The organism is Nocardia sp. NPDC056952 (assembly GCF_042674185.1).
Taxonomy (GTDB): domain Bacteria; phylum Actinomycetota; class Actinomycetes; order Mycobacteriales; family Mycobacteriaceae; genus Nocardia.
This window is the reverse complement of record NZ_JBHURA010000010.1, coordinates 184317-204083: the sequence shown is the minus strand read 5'-3', so window position 1 is coordinate 204083 and position 19767 is coordinate 184317. Positions and strand designations below refer to the sequence as shown.

The window sequence follows — 19767 nt, the reverse complement described above, 5'->3', positions numbered from 1 at the left end:
TGCCGAAAGGACACAGCGTGAGCGCGCCGGATGGGCACAGTAGGCGCGACACCGGGCATGCTGGGACGGTGGAGATACCTATGTTCCCGCTGGGGGCGGTGCTGCTACCCGGTGAGTCGTTGTCGTTGCAGATCTTCGAGCCTCGGTACGTGGCGCTGGTCGAGGACTGCATGAACGGTCGGCGGGAGCCGGAATTCGGTGTCGTGCTGATCGCGCGCGGGCACGAAGTGGGCGGCGGTGAGGTACGCACGGAGGTGGGCACCGTCGCCCGGATCACCGAGGTCATCGAACTGCCCGGCTCGCGATACCGGCTGCGCTGCAAGGGAACCGACCGCATTCGCATCGAGAAGTGGCTCGTCGACGCGCCGTATCCGCAGGCGGAAGCCGAAACATGGCCGGACGACCCCGGCACCGACGACAGCGCGTTGCTGGCGGGTTTGCGTGAACGCGCGGACCGCCTGCACACCCTCACGGCGCAGTTCGCGCGACGCAACGGCATCCGCCGTCCGCCGCCGTCCGCCTCGCTGGACGATCTGTCCGACGATCCGACCACGCGGTCCTACGAGCTCGCGGCTCGCCTGCCGATCGGCCCGACCGATCGCCAGGCGGCCCTGTCCGCGCCGAATGCGCACAGTCGGCTGAAGACCCTGTCCGCCTCCGTCGACGACGCGATCGCGATGATGGAGTTTCGCCTGCTGTGACGTCAGCCCGCCGGCGCGATGGTGATCACGATCTTCGCGCGGGCGTGTTCGGTCTCCATGTACTCGATGGCGGCGGGCGTATCCGCCAGTGGGTAGGTCCGGTCGATGGCCGGGCGGAGCAGACCCGACTCGATCAGTTCGCGGAGCTCGGTGAGCGACTCCGGCGTCTGCTGCGCCAGCGGAGCACGGATGGCCGGTTTCACGAACGGTCGAGCCAGCTGACCGCGCGCGAGCAGGCCGACCGGGCCGAACCAGCTGCCGCCGTCGAAGTTGCCGCCACCGGACAGGACCAGCGTGCCGGTGGGTTCGACCAGTCGGAGCAGTTCCCGCAGCGACCGCGTTCCGGCCAGGTCGAGGACAGTGTCGTAGCGGCCGGTCAGAGTATCGCGGGTGTAGTCGACGACGCGTTCGGCGCCGAGTGCGCGCGCCGCCTCGACGTTGCGCGTGCTGCACACCGCGCTGACCCGCGCACCCCGTGCCCGGGCGATCTGGACCGCGAAAGTGCCGACGCCACCGGACGCGCCGATGATCAGCACCCGCTCGCCGTCGACGACGTGACGCAGGCAGGTCAGGGCGGTATTGGCGGCCAACGGCACCGCCGCCGCCTCCTCGGAACTCAGGTTCGCCGGCTTCCGGTCGAGCAGCCCCCGGGGCACCGCGACGTATTCCGCGAACGCACCGCTGACCGCCTCCCCGAAGACTTCGTCGCCCACCGCCAGATCCGTGACACCGTCCCCCACCTGCTCGACCGTGCCCGCGAAATCACCGCCCTGCACCGGATTCGCCGGTCCCCGGCGGCCGAAGACCGACCGATCCATCCACCGCGCGATCTTCGGATCTCCCCGCATCACATGCCAATCCCGCGCATTCACCGACGCGGCGTGAACGCGGACCAGCACCTCCCCCGCTCCCGCCGATGGCCGCCCGACCTCCGCGGTCGCCAACATCGCCGATGACCCGTATACCTGCTGCACAATCGCCCGCACACCGAGAACGCTAGGCGCCCTGACCGCCCACCCACATCAGGGAATCCCCCGATAAGTCCGGAGATTTCACGCCGGGTCACCGGCTCGACATCGGAATCGGTCGAACCGGGAGGGAGTGTGGGCCGTTGACAGGGAAGGAGCCGGTGGGCGTGAGAAAGCGGGCCGGCAGCCTCATCAACGGAAGCGGAGAACGACCGATGACCATCAACGATTTCTCGCTGAACCGCCGCACCGTCGTGGTGGGTGCCGGCGCCTTGGCCGCCGCGGCGACGTTGACCGCGTGCGGTGGCGACGACAACACCGAGTCGGCAGCCGCTGCTCCACCCGAACCGGGGGCGCCGGCGGGTGCGCTGACCACGGTGGCCGATGTTCCGGTGGGTGGTGGGGTGATCGTCGGCGACACCGTCGTCACGCAGCCGACCGCGGGCACTTTCGTCGGGCTGTCATCGACCTGCACGCACGCTGGATGCAAGGTCGCCACCGTGGCCAGAGGCACGATCAACTGCCCGTGCCACGGCAGCCGATTCGAGCTCGACGGCGCGGTACGCGGCGGCCCGGCGACCGCGCCGCTGCCCGCCAAACCTGTTCGCGTCGAGGGGAACTCGATCGTTCCCGCGTAACGCGCGGCACGCCCGCACCGCGGCCTTCGCGCACGGTGCGGGCGTGCCGATCCGATCAGCCCGCGTTCATCATGTCGGACATGCGCCGTTCCATTTCCTCCGGTGAGACGTCCTCGATGTGGGTGGCCACGGTCCAGCGGTGACCCCACGGGTCCTCGAAGGCGCCGCTGCGGTCGCCGTAGAACTGGTCGGTCATGGGAGTGATGGCGGTAGCGCCCGCGTCGAGGGCCGCGCCGAAGGCGGCGTCGGCGTCGGCGACGTAGACCATCAGGTTCACCGGCGAACCGCCGACGGCCTTCGGGTCACTGAAGCCGATCTCGGGGACCGGATCGCCCACCATCAGCACCGAATCGCCGACGAGCAGTTCACTGTGGACGATGGTGCCGCCGGGGCCGTCCATCTTCATGCGCACGGTGGCGCCGAAGACCGCGGTGTAGAAGTCGATCGCGGCGGCCGCTCCCACGCACGCCAGGCCGGGACAGATCCGCGGATAACCTTCGGGAAAAGGGGAAACATCAGACATCGGATACCTCCGTGTCGAGAGTGATGCTCGGACGACCACCAGCGTATTCCCCTCGCCTGATCGGGAAAAGGGCGTCGCCGTTTCGGCCATCCCGCTGAGATCAGGACTAGTAGAACTCGTTTTACTCCTGTAGAACTTGTCTCAGGTTTAGAACCTGTTTCAGTTTTGCTGCCGAAGTCGGAGGGCCGGGACGTGCGCTACGGGGTTGTCTTGTTCACCAGTGACCGGGGCATCGCGCCCGCCGATGCGGCCAAGGCCGCCGAGGACGCCGGATTCGACGCGTTCTACGTCCCCGAGCACACCCATATCCCGGTCGTGCGGGCCGCGGCCCATCCGCAGACCGGCGACTCCTCGCTACCCGACGACCGGTATCTGCGCACGCTCGACCCGTGGGTCGCGCTGGCCACCGCCGCCGCGGTCACCGAGCGGATCACCCTGTCGACAGCGGTCGCGCTGCCCGCCGAACACCACCCGATCACCCTCGCCAAGACCATCGCCTCGCTCGATCACCTGTCCGGTGGGCGGGTGGAGCTGGGTGTGGGATTCGGCTGGAACACCGACGAACTCGCCCATCACGGCGTTCCGGCGAACAAGCGACGCACGGTGTTGCGCGAGAACCTCGACGCGATGCGGGCACTGTGGTCGCAGGAGGAGGCCGAGTTCGCCGGCGACTTCGTGAAGTTCGGCCCGAGCTGGTCCTGGCCGAAGCCGGTGCGCGCCGGGGTTCCGGTGCTGCTCGGAGCGGGCGGTACCGAGAAATCGTTCGGATGGCTGGCCGCCAACGCGGACGGTTGGATCACCACCCCGACCGAAGGCGACCTGGGCGCCAAAGTCGAGCTCCTGCACCGGATCTGGAAGGAAGCGGGCCGCGACGGCACCCCACGGGTGATCGCGCTGGCCGGTCGTCACAACGCCGAGCAGCTCGCGAGCTGGGCCGATCAGGGCGTCACCGAGGTGGTCTTCGGGCTTCCCGACAAGAGTGCCGACGAGGTCCGTGGCTACCTCGGCCACCTCGGCGGGAAACTCGCCGTCTCGGCGTGAACCCGAGCCGGTCTCAGCCGCGGAGTTTGCGCACTTGCGCCGCGGTGAGATCGGCCAGCACACCGGGATCGACGACTTCCGGTGCCGTGACGACAACCTGAACCAGCGTGTTCCCCACTTGGACAAGCGATGTCGCCGACGTGAGGGTGAGCCCCTCGCTCGTGGCGGTCAGGGTGAACGCCGAGCCCGCGTCGCCCGCGGCCGGCTGCGCGAGCGCGCTGGTTCGGTACTCGATCCGCACGCCCGCGTCGTCGCCGGAGTAGCTGGTGCAGCGCCGGGGCTGCGCCTGGAGCGCGTCGAAGGCCGGCACCAGCGCCGCGTCCGGGTAGCTGGCGGCGTCGATGTCGATGGTGGCGAAGCTGGGCCCCGCGAACTGCACCGACGCGGCGGCAGCCGACCCCGGCCACTGCTGCGCGATCGGCGAGAGCAGCCGTCCGCAGTCCGGCGGATCCGTCAGCGCCGCGGGCGGCACCGCGGGCTCGTCGGACTCACCGCGCGACGGTACGACCGCGAAATCACCGGGCAGATCGGTAGCGGCGAGCAGACCGGCCGACAACTGCGCCGCATCGCGGATCACGGCCCCGGTTCCCGGTGCGGCCGTGACGGCGGCGGAGAACGGACCCGATCCCGGCGAGTCCACCGCGTCGTCGGACCCACAGCCCGCGACGCCGACCAACCCGACACACGCCGAAACAGCCGCGCCTACGCGCAGCGAATCCACCCGCATCATTCCGTCCAGGAGACGCGGGTCGACTGCGTCTGCACCAGGGTGCTCACACTGCGCGCGTCGCGGTAGGTCTGCTGCCCACCGATCTCGATGGAACCCGAAACCGGCAGCGGCATACCGAGATCGATGGTGATCGAGCCGACGCCTTCCATGACGTAGCCGTCGATGTCGAGCTCACCGGCGTCGTTGGGCAACTCCCACACGTTGTCGGTGGGCGTCTGATTCACCTGGAGATCGATGGTGAGCCGATCGCCCTCGCGGCTGGTGAGCGTGGCGGTGGTGATCTGGTCCAGGGTGACCCCGCCGGTGATCTGCTGGTGCACCGTCCACACCGCGCCGACGCCGACGGGCTGGTCCGGGAACGCGATCGACTGGTACACAGCCTGATAGAAGGCCTGTTCGAGCGCGGCCCGCGCGGTGTTCGGGGTGTCCGGCGACGGCGCCATGCGCAGCTCGGTGATCGCGCCGAAGTCGCTCATCCCCAAACCGGCGTGTGAACCGTCGGCGGAGGTGAACGCCTTGTTGAGCGCGGGGTCGGGAGTGGTGACCGCACCGACGGTGAGATCGACGCCGTCGGCGCCCGTGCGCGCGGTCATCGGGATGGTCAGCGCGGCAGGCGAGAAGTCGCGAGCGGGCTGATCGTTGACCTGCTGCTGGATCCGGTAGTCGGTGCGCAGCGTCACCTCCTGCGTGGTGCCCGCGGCATAGCGCGGCCGCAGCAGATCGCGCGGCTCCTCGCCGGGCGAGACCATCGTGGTGACCGCGGCCGAGATCGGCACGGTGACTTCCTTGCCGATGCCGAGCGGCTCGGTGCCGTCCACCTCCGCGGCAGGGGCCGAGCGATCGGCGCAGCCGGCGCCGAAGGTCGCGAACCCGAGCACGAGCGCCACCAGTAACACCCCGGGGCGCGCGATGCGGGGTAAGCGAGATCTAGACAACACCGTCACAGCCATCAGGGTACGACCGCTTCCTGAGTAACACCTGGGACTCCTCGGCACCGCGGCGCGGGCCGGATCGCCACTAGGGAATGATGGACGCGTGAGTGAAGACCGGCCAACCGACAACGCTGCTGTCCCCGAGACCGGCGACGACTCAGCCACACCGTCGGCGGCTGCCGTGCCCGAGACGGCCGAGACGGCGAAACCCGCTGGTCGCCGTCGTTTGACGACGTTGCTGATCATCGCCGTCGTACTGTTCGGGCTCGACCTGCTGACCAAGTGCCTCGCGGTCGCCTTCATCGACCCGGGCGAATCGGTGCCGATCATCGGCGATTTCGCGCGGTTCACCCTGGTCCGCAACCCGGGCGCGGCGTTCTCGATGGCGACCGGCATGACCTGGCTGCTCACCCTGATCGCCGCCGCGGTGGTGATCGGTGTGATCCGGATCGGACGCACCCTGCGATCACTGTGGTGGGCCATCGGCCTCGGCATGGTCCTGGGTGGCGCGCTGGGCAACCTGGTCGACCGGCTCTTCCGATACCCAGGCCCGCTGCAGGGCCATGTGGTCGACTTCGTCGCCGTCGGCTGGTGGCCGGTCTTCAACGTCGCCGACTCGGCCATCGTGTGCGGGGCGATCCTGCTGGTCGCGCTCACCGTGTTCGGTTTCGAACCGGACGGCACCCGCAGCGGTCGCAAACACACCGAGGAGACCGCATGAGAGAAACCAGGACAATGCCCGTTCCCGACGGACTGGACGGGATGCGGGTGGACGCGGGACTCGCCCGCCTGCTCGGCCTCTCGCGGACCGCGGTCGTGGCGCTCACCGAGGACGGCTCGGTGCAGATCGACGGAGTCGCCGCGGGCAAGTCCGACCGGCTGACCGCGGGCGCGTGGCTGGAAGTGATCTTCCCCGAACCCAAGCGCGAGCTCACGGTCGAGGCCGCCCCGGTCGACGGGATGAACATTCTCTACGCCGACGACGACATCGTCGCCGTGGACAAGCCGATCGGGGTCGCCGCGCACTCCGGCGTCGGCTGGACCGGTCCGACCGTGGTCGGCGGCCTGGCGGCGATGGGCTACCGCATCTCCACCTCGGGCGCGCACGAACGCCAGGGCATCGTGCACCGGCTCGACGTGGGCACCTCCGGGGTGATGGTGGTGGCACAATCCGAACACGCTTATACGATGCTCAAGCGCGCCTTCAAGGAACGCACGGTCGACAAGCAATACCATGCACTCGTGCAGGGACACCCGGATCCGAGCAGCGGCACCATCGACGCGCCGATCGGGCGCGCGCGGGGCAATGCCTGGAAGTTCGCGGTGACCGGCGACGGCAGGCCCAGCGTCACCCACTACGACACCATCGAGGCGTTCCAGGCGGCCAGCCTGCTCGACGTGCACCTCGAGACCGGTCGCACGCACCAGATCCGGGTGCACTTCTCCGCGGTCCGCCACCCCTGCGCCGGCGACCTCACCTACGGCGCCGACCCGACGCTGGCCAAACGCCTCGGCCTGGAACGGCAGTGGTTGCACGCGCGCCAGCTCGGCTTCCATCATCCCGCCGACGGTCGCTGGCTGGAGATCACCAGCGAGTACCCCGCCGATCTGGCGGGCGCCTTGGACGTACTACGCAATGCCTGACGACCCGCGGTCGTCCGAACCGGCGCCGGAGACGGCGCCGGACGACCGCGGGGATTCATCGGCCGGGCAGGCGCCGCGCGACGGTGGTCCGGGTTCGACCGCCGAGGACCTCGGGAACATGCCCGCCGAATCGACTGCCGCCGACGATGATTCGGCCACCCGGCGGATATCGCTGCGCAACTCGGTGATCTTCGGGATCGCCGCTGTCGGCGCGGTGATCCTGTTGGTGATCGCCTTCCGTGAGCCGCCACCCGCGTCGGCGGTGGCCACCGATCGACTGGGGCCCGCGCCCGGCGAGCAGGTCGAGCACTACCTGGTCGACGCGAAGGCTTCCCTCGACGGTGCCGATACCGACCAGCACTGGGCGCTCGTGTCGTTCACCGAATACATCGCACCCCAACAGCTTCCGGCCGCGGCCGACGGCTTGCGGATCTCCGGGGTGATCCAGCACGTGCCGGTCGACCGGGTGCAGACACCGGTGATCACCGTCGCGACGCCGGGTGGTGACGAACCCGCGGTGAAGTCCGGGGAGGCGGCGGCAGGGCTGGTCGCGGCCCAGCAGTTCCGCGACGAGCGCAGCGCCGCTGTCGCTCACGTCACCGAGAGCCGCCTGCGTGCGGGCTGCGCGTGCACGGCGGGCCTCGTGGTGCGCGGCACCCTGACCCAATTACGTGACCTCGCAACACAACCCGGCGTCAGAGCGGTGCAGGCGCTGCCGGCCGACGCCGTCGCGGGACGGTTCGCGGTGAGTCCCCTACTGCCCGGCAGCAGCGACACCGTCACATCGAGCCCCGACGACGGCCCGGTTCCCGCCGAGTAGGTCCGCGCCGCTCGATAGCGTCGAGCCGCTGCGGCTACGGCCGATCACTGCCGCGACGTGTCTCGGCCAGCACCCACAGCTCGCGGGCCCGGTCGACATCTCCAGCCTGGTCATACGCGGCTGCCATCAATTCCAGCGCATCGACGTCGAGCCGATCCAACTGCCCGATGAGGTCGGCGAACAGATCGTCCAATTCGTCGGGGGTCACCGGGTGTTCCCGAGACGGTGCGACAGCGGCAGCAATACCTCCATAACCGGCAAAGGTACTCCAACACCGAATGTTCGTCCGGCACAAGGGTTCTCGAAACCACCCGATCCGGGTCAGCGGTCGGTCACGCCCCCTGCGCGCCCACCGGGGGAAAGAGCTTGCCCGCGCCGCCCGAGCGCCGCGCCTGCACCCACCATGCCAGCTCGACCAGCACGATGCCGATCACACCGCAGACCACCGCCGCCAGCGTCAGACGCGGGTTGGACGGGTCGAGTTTGAAGAACTCGCGGGTGAACGGGATCGTGAACAGTGCGACATAGGCCAGCACGGACACCGCGATCAGCACCACCTTCCACCACACATAGGGTCGCGCGACCAGCACGAGCACCCACACCGCGATCATGATCAGGGTGATCAAGGCGGTGGTGCCCGCCTGCACCTTCTGCGTTTCGGTGGCTTCCGGCCCGGCGTAGGCGATGAGGTAGGCCACGAATGTCGCCACGCCGATCACCACGCCGGAGGGCACGGCCAGGCGCATCACCCGGCCGACGAAGCCGGTGCGGGCGCGCTCGTTGTTGGGCGCGAGCGAGAGCACGAACGCGGGGATGCCGATGGTGAACCAGGCCGCGATGGTGACATGACGCGGCAGGAACGGATACCCGATGGGGTCGTAACCGAAGATCTGCGAGCCCACCCCTGCGATGCCGACGAGGAAGGCCAGCAGCACCGAGTACACGGTCTTGGTGAGGAACAGGTTCGAGACGCGTTCGATATTGCCGATCACCCGGCGCCCCTCCCCCACCACATACGGCAGGGTCGCGAACTTGTTGTCCAGCAACACGATCTGCGCCACCGCGCGGGTGGCCGGGCTACCGGCGCCCATCGCGACACCGATATCGGCGTCCTTGAGCGCCAGCACGTCGTTGACGCCGTCCCCGGTCATGGCAACGGTGTGCCCGCGCGATTGCAGAGCACCGACCATGGCGCGCTTCTGGTCGGGACGCACCCGGCCGAAGGTGGTTTCGTGATCGAGCACGTCGGCGAGCGCGGCCGGATCGTCGGGCAGGGTGCGCGCGTCGACGGCGTGGTCACCGCCGGGCAGGTCGAGCGAGGAGGCGACCGCGCCGACCGAGACGGCGTTGTCGCCGGAGATCACCTTGATCGACACCTGCTGGCTCGCGAAATACTCCAGCGTCGCCTTGGCGTCGGGACGCACCTTCTGCTCGAGCACCACCAGCGCGGCCGGCTCGACCCGGCCGGGCGCGTCGTCGGCGTCGACCGAGCGGTCGCTGCGCGCCAGCAGCAGCACGCGCAGGCCCGACGAGCCGAGCTGCTCGGCGTGGGCGGCGTCCTCGGAGGCGGGGTCGAGCAGCACGTCGGCGGCGCCGAGCAGCCAATCACCGTGGGCGCCATAGGAAATGCCGCTCCACTTCTTGGCCGAGGAGAAGGGCGCGACGGCGGTCTGCGACCAGCCGGGCGAGTCGGGCAGCGCTTCGGCGATGGCCTGGACGCTGGCATTGGGCCGCGGGTCGTCGCTCGCGAGCGCGGCCAGCGCGGCCTTCACCTGCGCCTCGTCGAACGCGCCGAGCGGTTCGACCTGCGCCAGGCGCATGCCGTTCTCGGTGAGGGTGCCGGTCTTGTCGGCGCACACCACGTCGACCCTGGCCAGGCCCTCGATCGCGGGCAATTCCTGCACCAGGCACTGGCGTTTACCCAGGCGGACCACACCGACCGCGAAGGCGATCGACGTCATCAGGACCAGGCCCTCGGGGACCATCGGCACCAACGCCGCGACCATGCCGGTAACGGCCGGGCGCCACGATTCCCCGCTCGAGACCAGCTGGTTGTAGATGCTGAGCAGGCCGGCGGGAATGAGCAGGTAGGTGATGAATTTCAGGATCTTGTCGATGCCCGAGCGCAATTCGGAGTGCACCAGCGTGAACTTGCTGGCCTCCTCGGCCAGTTTCGCCGCGTAGGCGTCCTTGCCGACCTTGGTCGCGCGGTAGGCGCCCGAACCCGACACCACGAAACTGCCCGACATCACCGGCGCGCCGACGCCCTTGTCGATCGGGTCGGCCTCGCCGGTCAACAGCGATTCGTCGATCTCGAGCGCGGCGGCCTCCTCGACCTCACCGTCGACCACGATCTGGTCGCCGGGGCCGAGCTCGATCAGATCGTCGAGCACCACCTCGCCGGGGGAGATCTGCTGGGCGACGCCGTCGCGGCGCACCGTCGGCTTGGCCTGGCTGACGATCGCCAGCTCGTCCAGGGTCCGCTTCGCCCTGACCTCCTGGATGATGCCGACCGCGCTGTTGGCCACGATGAGCAGCCCGAACATGCCGTCGATGATCGAGCCCGTCGACAGCACCAGCAGGAACAGCACACCGAGAATGGCATTGATGCGGGTGAACACATTCGCGCGGACGATCTCGCCGACCGACCGGCTCGCCCTGGCGGGGACATCGTTGGTGCGCCCGTCGCGGCGGCGCTCGTCGACCTGTGCGGCGGTGAGCCCGGCAGCCGCCGGTTCCTGCACGGAAATGGACATGCTCGCCAGATTAGCCGGTCGTAACATGGGATGAATGCAGCGCAGCTCATCCCCGCCCGGTGTCGTTTTCGGGGCGGGGGCCTACCTCATCTGGGGTTCGTTCGCCGCCTTCTTCGGGCTGTTGTCGTTCGCCTCCCCCGCCGAGGTGGTGGCACAGCGGATCGTGTGGACGCTGGTCGTGGTCCTGCTGGTACTCACGCTGACGGGACGGCTGGGGAACCTGCGCGGCATCGATGCCAGAACCTGGCGCCTGGCGGCCGCGGCCTCGGCGGCCTTGTCGCTGAACTGGGGCGTGTACGTCTTCGGCGTCACCACCGGGCACATCGTCGAATGCGCGCTCGGCTACTTCATCAATCCGCTGGTCACCGTCGCCATCGGCGTGTTGCTGTTCCGGGAGCGGCTCACCAGGGCGCAGTGGGTGGCGTTGGGGCTGGGCGCGCTGGCGGTGGTGGTGCTGACCGTCGACTACGGCAGGCCGCCGGTGATCGCGCTGATCCTGGCCTGCTCGTTCGCCGCCTACGGGCTGGTGAAGAAGGTGATCCGGCTCGACGCGCTCCCCGGCATCGCGGCCGAGGGGATTGTCGCCGTGCCGTTCGCCCTGGCCTTTCTGATCGTCTTGATAGCCACCGGCCGCGGCGAGATGACCTCCAGCCCCGCTCATTTCGGTCTCATGCTGGCGACCGGGCCCGTCACGCTGCTGCCGCTGCTGCTGTTCGCCGTGGCGGCCAAGCGGGTCCCGCTCTCGACCATGGGCATCCTGCAATACCTCACCCCCGCCCTGCAGATGGCCTGGGGGGTGGCGGTCATGCACGAACCCATGCCCGTGTCACGCTGGGCCGGATTCGCCCTGATCTGGACGGCGCTGGCGGTGTTCACCACCGACGCCCTGCTGCGTGCGCGCCGCACCAGGCAGCTCTCGGTGGCCGAGACGGCGGACGCGGCCACGCACTAGCCCGTTCGGTGTCACACCCGAAGCTCGATTCGGTGTCACACCGGCATGAATCGCCGGTGGACCACAAGCCGACCGGTAGGCTTGCCCATCGGACAATCGGATAGTGGGCACACCCGAGAGGGGTGGATTCTGTGCACGATGCGGGGTACTCGGATCGGGTCGCCGGCGTGCTGGTCGGTACCGCCGCCGGCGACGCGCTGGGGGCAGGCTACGAGTTCACACATCCCGGACCGGACACTGTGATCGACATGATCGGCGGCGGGGTATTCGACTGGGCGCCGGGCGAGTGGACCGACGATACGTCGATGTCGGTCGCCGTGGCGGTAGCCGCGTCCAGTGGGCCGGGCATCGATCTCGACGCGGTCGCGGCCGGGTTCGTCTCCTGGTACGACTCGAAGCCGCCGGACATCGGGAACCAGACGCGAAACGTGTTGTCCGCCAGACCTTCCTCCGCACTGGACATGCAGGCGGTGGCGATGTCGCTCACCGGCCGAACCGGCGGCAACGGCTCGCTGATGCGGACCGCGCCGGTCGCGCTGGCCTATCTCGACGACGCCGCCGAATGCGTCGCGGCGGCGGGCCGGGTCGGGTTGCTCACGCACTACGACGACAACGCTGTCGAGGCGTGCAAGATGTGGACCTACGCGATCCGGCATGCGGTACTGAACGCCGATTTCGACGGCGTTCGCGAATACGTCAGCGGCTCACCGCAGTCCGCCTATTGGACCGACCGTCTCGACGAAGCGGAGAAGGGCACGCCCGCCGACTTCCCGAACAACGGCTGGGTCGTGCACGCCCTCCAGACCGCGTGGTGGGCGATCACGACCACCGATCAGTCGACGCCGGAGCACCTTCCGCTCGCCTTGGAGGCGTGTGTCCGTGCCGGAAACGACACCGACACCACCGCGGCCATCGCGGGGGGCCTCCTCGGCGCCCGCTGGGGCGCCTCGGCGGTCCCCGCCCGCTGGCGCGCCATCCTCCACGGCTACCCCGGCCTCACCGGCGCCGACCTCCCCGATCTGGCTCTGCGCATCGCCACCAACTCCCGCTGAAGGTGGGCAGCCGATCACCCCACCGTGGTGGCGGACCGCACTCGGCGATGCTCCCCTGACAGCGTGGTGATCAGCTGTCCACCGGTATGACTACCAGGCGGTGATGATCGGGCCGGGGGTCCAGGTGCCCCAGCGGTTTTCGGAGTCGACGGTGACCTTCGCGGGGCCGGCGGTGGCGTCGAGGGGAAGGTACTGCTCGAGGGAGCCCCAGTCCCTGTCCCAGTCGTTGTTCAGGTACGTCGGCAGGGTGCGGGCGGTGAAGAGGAGCTGGGTCCAGCCGAGCGGGCCGCCACCGTCGTGGCCCTGCCAGAGGTTGGTGATGGTGGCGCCGTTGCGGTCGGGCAGGATGCGGTATTCGGGGAGTTCGGCGATGCCGTTGTAGGTGGGCATCTGGTTCTGGCACGGGAAGTGCAGTCCCACAGCCCAATCCAGCAGCACCGGCGCCTCACGGCCGACCAGCGCGCTGAGCGTGGTGGTCTGCGGCATGCGCGGCGGGGTGAGCGCGAGCCACTGGTCGGGGCCGAGGTCCTTGTCAACGGCGACCAAGCGGACCACGCTGGTCTCGGACGGCAGCTGATCCATCGGGACACGCAGATTGCGCCACATCGGCGCCGGGCCGATATCGGTCGGCGCGATCTGGCCGGTCACGGTGACAGTGCCGTCGGCCGCGGCGGTGCCGTATTCGAGGGCCAGTTCCTGGCCGGGGTGGACGATGCCGTCGGCGTCGACCGAGCGGATCCGGCCTGCCACCGACATCGCCAGCAGCGGGCCGCGCGGGCCGTCGGGCAGCCGGAACCAGCCCGTGGTCAGCGCCGCGGGCTCCTGGGTGCCGGGGCGGTAACTGCCGAGAACCGGGGTCGCGGGGTCGAGACCGAAGGGCAGTTGCAGCGAGCCCTGTCGTGATTCCGAGCCCGCCGAGGTGGAGGCGTCGCGCAGCTTGTCGGGGTCGTCGGATACCGAATTCGCTTGGCCGGTGGTCGATTCCACCTCGTCGGAGGTGAGCACCGGCGCGACACCGCCGGCCCGGAAGCCGGTCGAGTCGGTGCCGTTCATCGTGCTGGTCAGGTCGCCGGACAGCGGCGCGAGCATCGAGGCGTTCGGGTCTGTTTCGACGAGCACCTCGTCGGCCATCCCACACCCACCGGCGAAGGCGGCGGAGAGGTTGGAGCCGGCGAGGGAGTACGCGGGGTACTGGGCGACAGTGGCCTTGGCGAACGAGGCCACCTCGAACAGCACCATCAGCGCGGCGGCGACAGCGAGAACGGGTGTCCCCGCGAACCAGCCGACCTTGGCCTTCGGGTTCAGGTTCGGATGGACGTGGTACCACGCCGCCGCGGCGAGCGCGAGCAGGGTCAGACCGACGAACAAGGTCGAGACGCCGTATCCGGCGACGGTCGGCGGCTTGTCCCACCAGGGGATCCCCCACGAAGAGACATACCAGTAGCCGTTGGCGCCGACCCAGGTCATGGCGAGGGCGAAGAAGACACCCGCGGCGAACAGCGCGCGATTGCGCATCGGCCGCAGGACGTGCGCGCTCACCGCGACCGCCGTCACCGCGGCGACACAGGTGGCCAGGCCCGCGAACACGCCGAACTGGTGGGTCCACTTGGTGGGCGAGAACATCATCAGCACCATGGCGGCGAGGGTGATGCCGAGCATGCGCCGAGTCGGGCCGACGGCGATGCCGGGGATATGGCCGCCGCGCCGCAGCATGACGGCAGTGCACACGATCAGGCCGATCAGCATCGCGAAGACACCGAATCGCCTGGTCAGCCAGCCATCAGCATTGAGCTGCAGAAGATATTGATAACGCAGGAACTCGAAGAACCAGGACTCCCCCGGCCCGATCACGCTGTGCACGGCGAACATCTCCCGCACCCCCGCGAACGTCCGGTCGGCGAAGACGACGGTGAGCACCACCGTGCCCGCGGCCAGGATCGGCAGCAGTTGCGCGAGGTAGCCCACCGACTTCGACCGCGTCACGATCATCGCGGTGACGACGCGCGCACCGGCCACCAGCGCGCCGAGGCAGATCAGGCCCGAGGGTGCGCCGGTGAGGGTGAAGGCGGCCACGATCACCGCGACGGCGAACGGCACGAGCCGCCGGGTCGCGATCGCTCGTTCAACCGATACCCAGGTGACCAGAACGCCCAGCGCGACAACGAATTCCGCACGCAGCCCGTTGTTGTAGGGCAGCCAGAAGGCCAGGAAGACGAAGGCCGCGGTCCAGGTGGCGATGCGTTCACGGCGCACTGCGACGCCGAGGCGGGGCAGCACTTCGCGGCTGATCAACCACCAGGTGAGCACGCCCGCACCGAGGGCAGGCAGCCGGACCAGCGGGCTGACCGCGGAGATGTGGGTGAGCCAGCCGATGATGTCGACGTACGGGGTGTAGAACGGGCCCTCGTCGACGCTGAACCAGCGGTAGTAGTTGGACATGTTGCCCGAACTGCGCGCGCCCCTCGCCATTCCGAGGATGTAGCCGTCGTCGGAGGTGTTGGCGCCGATGAAATGCCAGACGAGCAGCACCGCGAACACCAGCCAGTCGACCGGGCGCAGCCGCCACCAGCGTTGCGGCAGGAACCGGCGCGCGGAGCGGCCGTCGAGGGCGTCGAGACGGTGCAGGGCGAACAACGACACCGCGGTGGCCAGCAGGCACAGCACGATGGCGGCCAGTTTGAGCCAGGTCGGCGACGACGTGTAGCGGGCGTCGACATCGACGCGCACCGCGAGGTCGGCGGGGGCGGCGCCGGTGAGTTCACTGAAAACGCCCACGACCTGGGGACGCAGATCGGCGGCCACGGCGGCGCCCGCACCGAGACCTGTTGTGGTGACCGTGGATTCCTGCGGAGTGATCGCGATCGTCAGCGCGCAGGACCGGTCGAGCACGTCGGCGAGCGGTGCCGTCCACACCAGGGTCGAGCGCGAGACCACGTCCACCCGGCCGGGGCGTTCGGCGGTGTCGGCGACCACCTTCACGACGAAGCCGTACTTCTCCATATCGGCCGATTGCCGCGGCACGGTCGAGACCGCGACACCGCCGGTCGCGGCCAGCGAACTCAGCGCGGCACACGGCACCGTCGCCGAGAGAGCGGCGGGCGCGTAGGCGACGAGCGGCGATTCGACCGCGGCGGGCGACCCCTGCTGGGGCCAGGACACCGTCGCGGCGTCGACCCGCACGGGCAGGAACGGGATCACCGCGGCGCTGAGAATGCCGATCAGTCCCGCGACGATCGCGACGATGCGCGCCCACCCCGGGCGATCACGTCGCGCCGGCTCCGACACATCCTTGGGCGGATGCCCCTGCCGCACGATCGTCTCTACCACGGGGCCCGATAGTAGCCGCGCCACCGGCAGCAGGCGAAACACCGTCGCGACTCACACGCGAAAGCCCCGCCCGGAAACATCCGAACGGGGCTCGAGCGTGGCAGATCAGGGGCAGGCGACCGAGGTCTGGCCCAGGTTGGTCATCATGCCGCAGGCCCACGACTTCTGGACCTTCCACTTGCCGTCTTCGGCCACGAACGGCACGTCGACGACGTTGGTCTGGCCGTTGACGGTGAAGTTGGCCTTGGCGTTGACGCTGTCACCGAAGGAGGTCACCTCGGTGACCTGCACCTGGACATTGGCGTCCGAGGCGGCCTGGGCCAAGCGGTTCGGCAGCTCGGGGTCGGCCTCGCCGCCCTGCACGAAGTCCAGTTTCTGGTCGTTGGGGACCGAGGGATCCAGCGCGGTGGTGAGCTGCTGGTTGAGTTGTTCCACGGTCGGCACGGGGGGCAGGTCCGCGGCCGCCGAAGCCGAAGCCTTCGCGCTCGTGGTGGCTTTGGCGGCGGGCTTGTCACCCTTGTCGTCGCTGCACGCGCTCAGGCCGAGGGCGGCGACCACGGCCAGTCCGGCGATCGCTACACGTCCGGTCGTACGAAGCTTCAACTGCTCGTCCTTTGCGTTCGAGGTGGGAGTCGTTCCATCGCGGTAGCCGAGGCTACTCTTCACGCGAGACTGGCGAGCGGATCGGCCCGTGTCAGCCCCGTGTCGTCGGCTGGAAAGGTACGCGCCGCACCGGGACCTGTCGAGCTGGTCTCGAAACGCACGGTCACCACGCCGTAGCCCGCGCCCTGCACCCAGCCGTGCCCGAATTCCGGATGATGCACATCCATGCCAGGAAACCACAGTCCCGCAGGCAGATTCGGCTCGTCCGGCGACGGCGGCGGCGGATCCTCGACGGTGCCGAGATCGGCGGGTACCGCCTGATCCAGTTCGGGGAACAGCGATTCCTGGCGCACCAGCGACAATCCCCCGTACCCGACGCCGACGAGCCGGATCGGGCCCAGCTCCGCGGGATCGATCGCCGAACGCTGCGCGGCCGCGGCCAGGGTGGTCAGGTCGGCGGTGGCGTACGGCAGGGTGAAGGACCTGGTCACGATGCCCATATCGGACTTCTTGAGCTTGAGGACCACGGTGCGGGCGGCACGGCCGTCGCGTTCGAGTCTGCGATGCGCCGACGCGGCCATCGCGGTGACGGCGGCCCGCAGGTCGGCCATCGTGACGATGTCGCGCTCGTAGGTGTTCTCGGCGCTGATCTGCTTGGCCTCGGCGCGTTCGGTGACCGGCCGGTCGTCGATCCCGCGCGCGAGCCGGTGCAGGGCGGCGCCCATGCTGCCGCCGAGGGTCGAGACCGCCTCCGATTCCGGCAGCGCGGCGAACGCGCCGACCGTCTCGATGCCGAGGCTGCGCAGCCTCGACTCGGCTACCGGGCCGATCCCCCACAGCTTGCGCACCGGCAGCGAGGCGAGCAGCTCGCCCTGTTCCGAGGGCGAGATGACCCGCATCCCGTCGGGTTTGGCGAGACCGGAGCCGATCTTGGCGAGTTGTTTCCCGGTCGCCGCGCCGATCGAGGCGGTGAGCCCGGTCTGCGCTCGGACGAGCGCGCGCAGCATCGCGCAGTAGTCCTCGACCTGCGCGACACTCGCTCCCGCCAGCTCGGCCGGTTCGGCGAAGGCCTCGTCGAACGACAGCGTCTCCAGCACCGGGACACAGCTGCGCAACGCGTCGAACACCTGCCCGCTCAGCACCGAGTACAGCGCGCCACGCGGCGGGACGACCACCGCCGACACGCCGATCAGCCGCCGGGCCTGGTGCATCGGCATGGCCGAACGCGCGCCGTAGACCCGAGCCTCGTAGCTGGCCCCCGCGACGACGCCACGCTGGCTCGCCCCACCTACGAGGACCGGACGGCCGCGCAGCGTGGGTCTGGTCAATTGTTCGACCGAGGCGAAGAAAGCGTCCATATCGATGTGCAGCACCCAGCGACGGGCGGTGACCGCCGCATCTGGCCTGGCCGGAGCCCCGGCGGCAGGAGTGTGAGTGCTCACGAGCGCAATCTACGCCGGGTCACCGACAATTCCTCGAGCCCGTTGCCAGCCGTCGCACACCGATCACACAGCCGAATATGTGATGATCGGGAGATGAAGATCCGCAAGGCTGTCATTCCGGCGGCGGGAATCGGCTCCCGGCTGCTTCCGCTGACCAAGGCGACGCCGAAGGAGATGCTGCCGGTCGGGGACAAACCGGTCATCGAGCACACCGTGCGTGAGTTGGTGGCCTCCGGGATCACCGACATCACCATCGTCGTGAGCAGCGGCAAGTCGTTGATCCAGGATCACTTCCGGCCGAATCCGGCACTGGTCGCGCAGCTGCGCGCCGACGGCAAGTCCGCCTACGCCGACGCCGTGGAGGAGGTCGGCGAGCTCTCCCGCGAGGGCCACATCACCTACCTCGACCAGCACGGCCCGTACGGCAACGGCACGCCGGTGCTCAACGCCGCACGTCATCTGGGCGACGAACCGATGCTGGTGCTGTGGCCCGACGACGTGTTCGTCGCCGAGGTACCGCGCGCTCAGCAGCTGATCACCGCCTACGAATCCACCGGATGCCCGGTGTTGGCGCTGCTGCCGATGTCGCCGGGCGAATCGCAGCGCTACGGCGTGCCCGTGGTGCGTGAGGACCTCGACGACGGGCTGCTGCGCATCTCCGGCCTGATGGAGAAGCCCAAGCCCGAAGACGCGCCGTCGGCCTTCGCGGCGATCGGTGGCTACGTGGTGACGCCGGGCATCATCGACGAGCTGCGCATCCAGACCGAGAACTGGTACACCCACCAGACCGGCGAGGTGTACCTGACCGACGCGATCAACAACTACGCCGCCGAGCACGCGGTGTACGGCCAGGTCATCCAGGGCCGCTGGTACGACACCGGCAACCCCGCCGACTACCTGGTGGCCCAGTTCGCCTCGGCACTGGCCCATCCCGAATACGGCCCGCTGTTGCGTCAGCTGGTGGACGAGAACTAGAACCGGCGAATCGCGAAGATATCGAATTCGCGCAACGGGTGCAGGCCGACCGGGACGCCCCAGTCGTGGGCGTCGAGCAGCTGGCCCATGCCCGCGTAGATGCCGACGTGGGAGCCGTCGCCGTTGAGGATGACGACATCGCCGGGTGCCAGGCCGCCGAAGGTCACCGGGAGGCCGACCTTCGCCTGCTCCCACGTGGTGCGTGGCAAGGTGACGCCGACCTGCCGGAACGCCCACTGGACCAGCGCCGAGCAGTCCCAGGAGTGCGGCCCCATGGCGCCCCACTCGTAGGGTTTGCCGAGCTGGGTCATGGCGGCGGTGAGCGCGCCGATGCCGGTGGCGCTGGGCAGCGGAATCATGCCGGAGCCACTGGAACTACCCGACGAGGAACCTGACGTCCCCGAGCCCGACGAGCTGCCCGGCTGCGACCACGCGGGCCCAGCGAGGACGATGGTGGTGGTGACGGTGGCGACGAAGCCGAAGGCCAACCGTCCCAGGAGTTCTCGCTTCATGTGCGCGCCCTTCCTCACGGCCGGGAGCGGAGCTTCCGGCTGGTCGGCTATCGGGCGGCATCGCCTGATCCGGGTGAGCCACCCACTGATCCGGTGTCGCGCCGGGATGTCGCCATCATCGGCGCGGCACCGTTTCCACAGGACAAACGTC

The 19767-nt window shown here is 69.3% G+C and carries 19 protein-coding genes; 9 read left to right on the top strand and 10 right to left on the bottom strand.

Annotated elements, in window-relative coordinates; genetic code table 11:
- Positions 1 to 80: 80 nt before the first annotated feature.
- Positions 81 to 701: an LON peptidase substrate-binding domain-containing protein gene (locus ACFTS5_RS28280; protein WP_378636751.1), complete on the top strand. Its 621-nt coding sequence runs from the start codon at positions 81 to 83 to the stop codon at positions 699 to 701.
- A 2-nt stretch (positions 702 to 703) separates the two neighbouring features.
- Here the strand turns inward: ACFTS5_RS28280 and ACFTS5_RS28275 are convergent, their stop codons facing one another.
- Positions 704 to 1687, bottom strand: a complete 984-nt coding sequence (locus tag ACFTS5_RS28275; protein WP_378636749.1) for an NAD(P)-dependent alcohol dehydrogenase — start codon at positions 1685 to 1687, stop codon at positions 704 to 706.
- A gap of 197 nt (positions 1688 to 1884) precedes the next feature.
- Here ACFTS5_RS28275 and ACFTS5_RS28270 point away from each other — a divergent pair, with 197 nt between their 5' ends.
- Positions 1885 to 2307 carry a ubiquinol-cytochrome c reductase iron-sulfur subunit gene (locus tag ACFTS5_RS28270; protein WP_378636746.1) on the top strand — a complete coding sequence of 141 codons (423 nt, stop codon included), beginning with the start codon at positions 1885 to 1887 and terminating at the stop codon, positions 2305 to 2307.
- Positions 2308 to 2362: 55 nt separating this feature from the next.
- Here the strand turns inward: ACFTS5_RS28270 and ACFTS5_RS28265 are convergent, their stop codons facing one another.
- Positions 2363 to 2830 (bottom strand): VOC family protein, encoded by a 468-nt coding sequence (locus tag ACFTS5_RS28265; RefSeq protein ID WP_378636744.1) that lies wholly within the window; start codon positions 2828 to 2830, stop codon positions 2363 to 2365.
- A gap of 192 nt (positions 2831 to 3022) precedes the next feature.
- On the opposite strand from ACFTS5_RS28265, the gene ACFTS5_RS28260 reads away from it, so the two are divergent.
- The gene (locus ACFTS5_RS28260) at positions 3023 to 3871 is read left to right on the top strand and encodes a TIGR03619 family F420-dependent LLM class oxidoreductase (protein ID WP_378636741.1); all 849 of its coding nucleotides are present in this window, start codon (positions 3023 to 3025) and stop codon (positions 3869 to 3871) included.
- Between the two features lie 13 nt (positions 3872 to 3884).
- On the opposite strand, the gene ACFTS5_RS28255 is transcribed toward ACFTS5_RS28260, so the two are convergent.
- On the bottom strand, positions 3885 to 4592 hold the full coding sequence (locus tag ACFTS5_RS28255; protein ID WP_378636739.1) for a hypothetical protein: 708 nt from the start codon (positions 4590 to 4592) through the stop codon (positions 3885 to 3887).
- 5 nt (positions 4593 to 4597) lie between these two features.
- Entirely contained in the window at positions 4598 to 5488 is an 891-nt protein-coding gene (locus tag ACFTS5_RS28250) for a hypothetical protein (protein WP_378636737.1), read from the bottom strand.
- 148 nt (positions 5489 to 5636) lie between these two features.
- Between ACFTS5_RS28250 and lspA the strand changes: the two genes are divergently transcribed.
- The 3 genes from lspA to ACFTS5_RS28235 are packed head-to-tail and all read left to right on the top strand — an operon-like array spanning position 5637 to position 7997.
- On the top strand, positions 5637 to 6254 hold the full coding sequence (gene lspA / locus ACFTS5_RS28245; RefSeq protein ID WP_378636736.1) for a signal peptidase II: 618 nt from the start codon (positions 5637 to 5639) through the stop codon (positions 6252 to 6254).
- Positions 6251 to 7177 carry an RluA family pseudouridine synthase gene (locus ACFTS5_RS28240; RefSeq protein ID WP_062988582.1) on the top strand — a complete coding sequence of 309 codons (927 nt, stop codon included), beginning with the start codon at positions 6251 to 6253 and terminating at the stop codon, positions 7175 to 7177. Before lspA ends, ACFTS5_RS28240 begins: the two co-directional genes overlap by 4 nt.
- A complete protein-coding gene (locus ACFTS5_RS28235) occupies positions 7170 to 7997 on the top strand; it encodes a hypothetical protein (protein ID WP_378636733.1) in 828 nt (275 codons plus the stop codon). The genes ACFTS5_RS28240 and ACFTS5_RS28235 overlap by 8 nt, the downstream gene beginning before the upstream one ends.
- Positions 7998 to 8031: 34 nt before the next feature.
- On the opposite strand, the gene ACFTS5_RS28230 is transcribed toward ACFTS5_RS28235, so the two are convergent.
- Together ACFTS5_RS28230 and ACFTS5_RS28225 are read right to left on the bottom strand one after the other, a co-directional pair.
- On the bottom strand, positions 8032 to 8205 hold the full coding sequence (locus tag ACFTS5_RS28230; RefSeq protein ID WP_378636730.1) for a hypothetical protein: 174 nt from the start codon (positions 8203 to 8205) through the stop codon (positions 8032 to 8034).
- 124 nt (positions 8206 to 8329) lie between these two features.
- Positions 8330 to 10753 (bottom strand): cation-translocating P-type ATPase, encoded by a 2424-nt coding sequence (locus ACFTS5_RS28225; RefSeq protein ID WP_378636728.1) that lies wholly within the window; start codon positions 10751 to 10753, stop codon positions 8330 to 8332.
- A gap of 34 nt (positions 10754 to 10787) precedes the next feature.
- Between ACFTS5_RS28225 and rarD the strand changes: the two genes are divergently transcribed.
- Both rarD and ACFTS5_RS28215 read left to right on the top strand, forming a co-directional pair.
- Positions 10788 to 11705 carry an EamA family transporter RarD gene (gene rarD / locus ACFTS5_RS28220; protein ID WP_378636725.1) on the top strand — a complete coding sequence of 306 codons (918 nt, stop codon included), beginning with the start codon at positions 10788 to 10790 and terminating at the stop codon, positions 11703 to 11705.
- Positions 11706 to 11827: 122 nt separating this feature from the next.
- Entirely contained in the window at positions 11828 to 12757 is a 930-nt protein-coding gene (locus tag ACFTS5_RS28215; RefSeq protein ID WP_378636724.1) for an ADP-ribosylglycohydrolase family protein, read from the top strand.
- Between the two features lie 90 nt (positions 12758 to 12847).
- On the opposite strand, the gene ACFTS5_RS28210 is transcribed toward ACFTS5_RS28215, so the two are convergent.
- From ACFTS5_RS28210 to ACFTS5_RS28200, 3 genes are all read right to left on the bottom strand, one after another.
- Positions 12848 to 16084 carry an arabinosyltransferase domain-containing protein gene (locus tag ACFTS5_RS28210; protein ID WP_378636722.1) on the bottom strand — a complete coding sequence of 1079 codons (3237 nt, stop codon included), beginning with the start codon at positions 16082 to 16084 and terminating at the stop codon, positions 12848 to 12850.
- A gap of 105 nt (positions 16085 to 16189) precedes the next feature.
- Positions 16190 to 16687 carry a hypothetical protein gene (locus tag ACFTS5_RS28205; protein ID WP_378636720.1) on the bottom strand — a complete coding sequence of 166 codons (498 nt, stop codon included), beginning with the start codon at positions 16685 to 16687 and terminating at the stop codon, positions 16190 to 16192.
- A 59-nt stretch (positions 16688 to 16746) separates the two neighbouring features.
- Positions 16747 to 18045: a DNA polymerase IV gene (locus tag ACFTS5_RS28200; RefSeq protein WP_378636840.1), complete on the bottom strand. Its 1299-nt coding sequence runs from the start codon at positions 18043 to 18045 to the stop codon at positions 16747 to 16749.
- A 177-nt stretch (positions 18046 to 18222) separates the two neighbouring features.
- On the opposite strand from ACFTS5_RS28200, the gene ACFTS5_RS28195 reads away from it, so the two are divergent.
- Positions 18223 to 19104: a UTP--glucose-1-phosphate uridylyltransferase gene (locus ACFTS5_RS28195; protein ID WP_056816413.1), complete on the top strand. Its 882-nt coding sequence runs from the start codon at positions 18223 to 18225 to the stop codon at positions 19102 to 19104.
- Here ACFTS5_RS28195 and ACFTS5_RS28190 read toward each other — a convergent pair.
- Positions 19101 to 19616 carry an NlpC/P60 family protein gene (locus ACFTS5_RS28190; RefSeq protein WP_378636717.1) on the bottom strand — a complete coding sequence of 172 codons (516 nt, stop codon included), beginning with the start codon at positions 19614 to 19616 and terminating at the stop codon, positions 19101 to 19103. The two genes, ACFTS5_RS28195 and ACFTS5_RS28190, sit on opposite strands and share 4 nt — an antisense overlap.
- Positions 19617 to 19767 lie beyond the last annotated feature (151 nt).

Bases quoted from the DNA above. Each gene is read 5' to 3' on its own strand.
- ACFTS5_RS28195 (WP_056816413.1), top strand. From the start codon at position 18,223: ATGAAGATCCGCAAGGCTGTCATTCCGGCGGCGGGAATCGGCTCCCGG.
- ACFTS5_RS28225 (WP_378636728.1), bottom strand. From the start codon at position 10,753: ATGTCCATTTCCGTGCAGGAACCGGCGGCTGCCGGGCTCACCGCCGCA.
- ACFTS5_RS28280 (WP_378636751.1), top strand. From the start codon at position 81: ATGTTCCCGCTGGGGGCGGTGCTGCTACCCGGTGAGTCGTTGTCGTTG.
- ACFTS5_RS28235 (WP_378636733.1), top strand. From the start codon at position 7,170: ATGCCTGACGACCCGCGGTCGTCCGAACCGGCGCCGGAGACGGCGCCG.
- ACFTS5_RS28240 (WP_062988582.1), top strand. From the start codon at position 6,251: ATGAGAGAAACCAGGACAATGCCCGTTCCCGACGGACTGGACGGGATG.
- ACFTS5_RS28200 (WP_378636840.1), bottom strand. From the start codon at position 18,045: ATGGACGCTTTCTTCGCCTCGGTCGAACAATTGACCAGACCCACGCTG.
- rarD (WP_378636725.1), top strand. From the start codon at position 10,788: ATGCAGCGCAGCTCATCCCCGCCCGGTGTCGTTTTCGGGGCGGGGGCC.
- ACFTS5_RS28270 (WP_378636746.1), top strand. From the start codon at position 1,885: ATGACCATCAACGATTTCTCGCTGAACCGCCGCACCGTCGTGGTGGGT.
- ACFTS5_RS28190 (WP_378636717.1), bottom strand. From the start codon at position 19,616: ATGAAGCGAGAACTCCTGGGACGGTTGGCCTTCGGCTTCGTCGCCACC.
- ACFTS5_RS28265 (WP_378636744.1), bottom strand. From the start codon at position 2,830: ATGTCTGATGTTTCCCCTTTTCCCGAAGGTTATCCGCGGATCTGTCCC.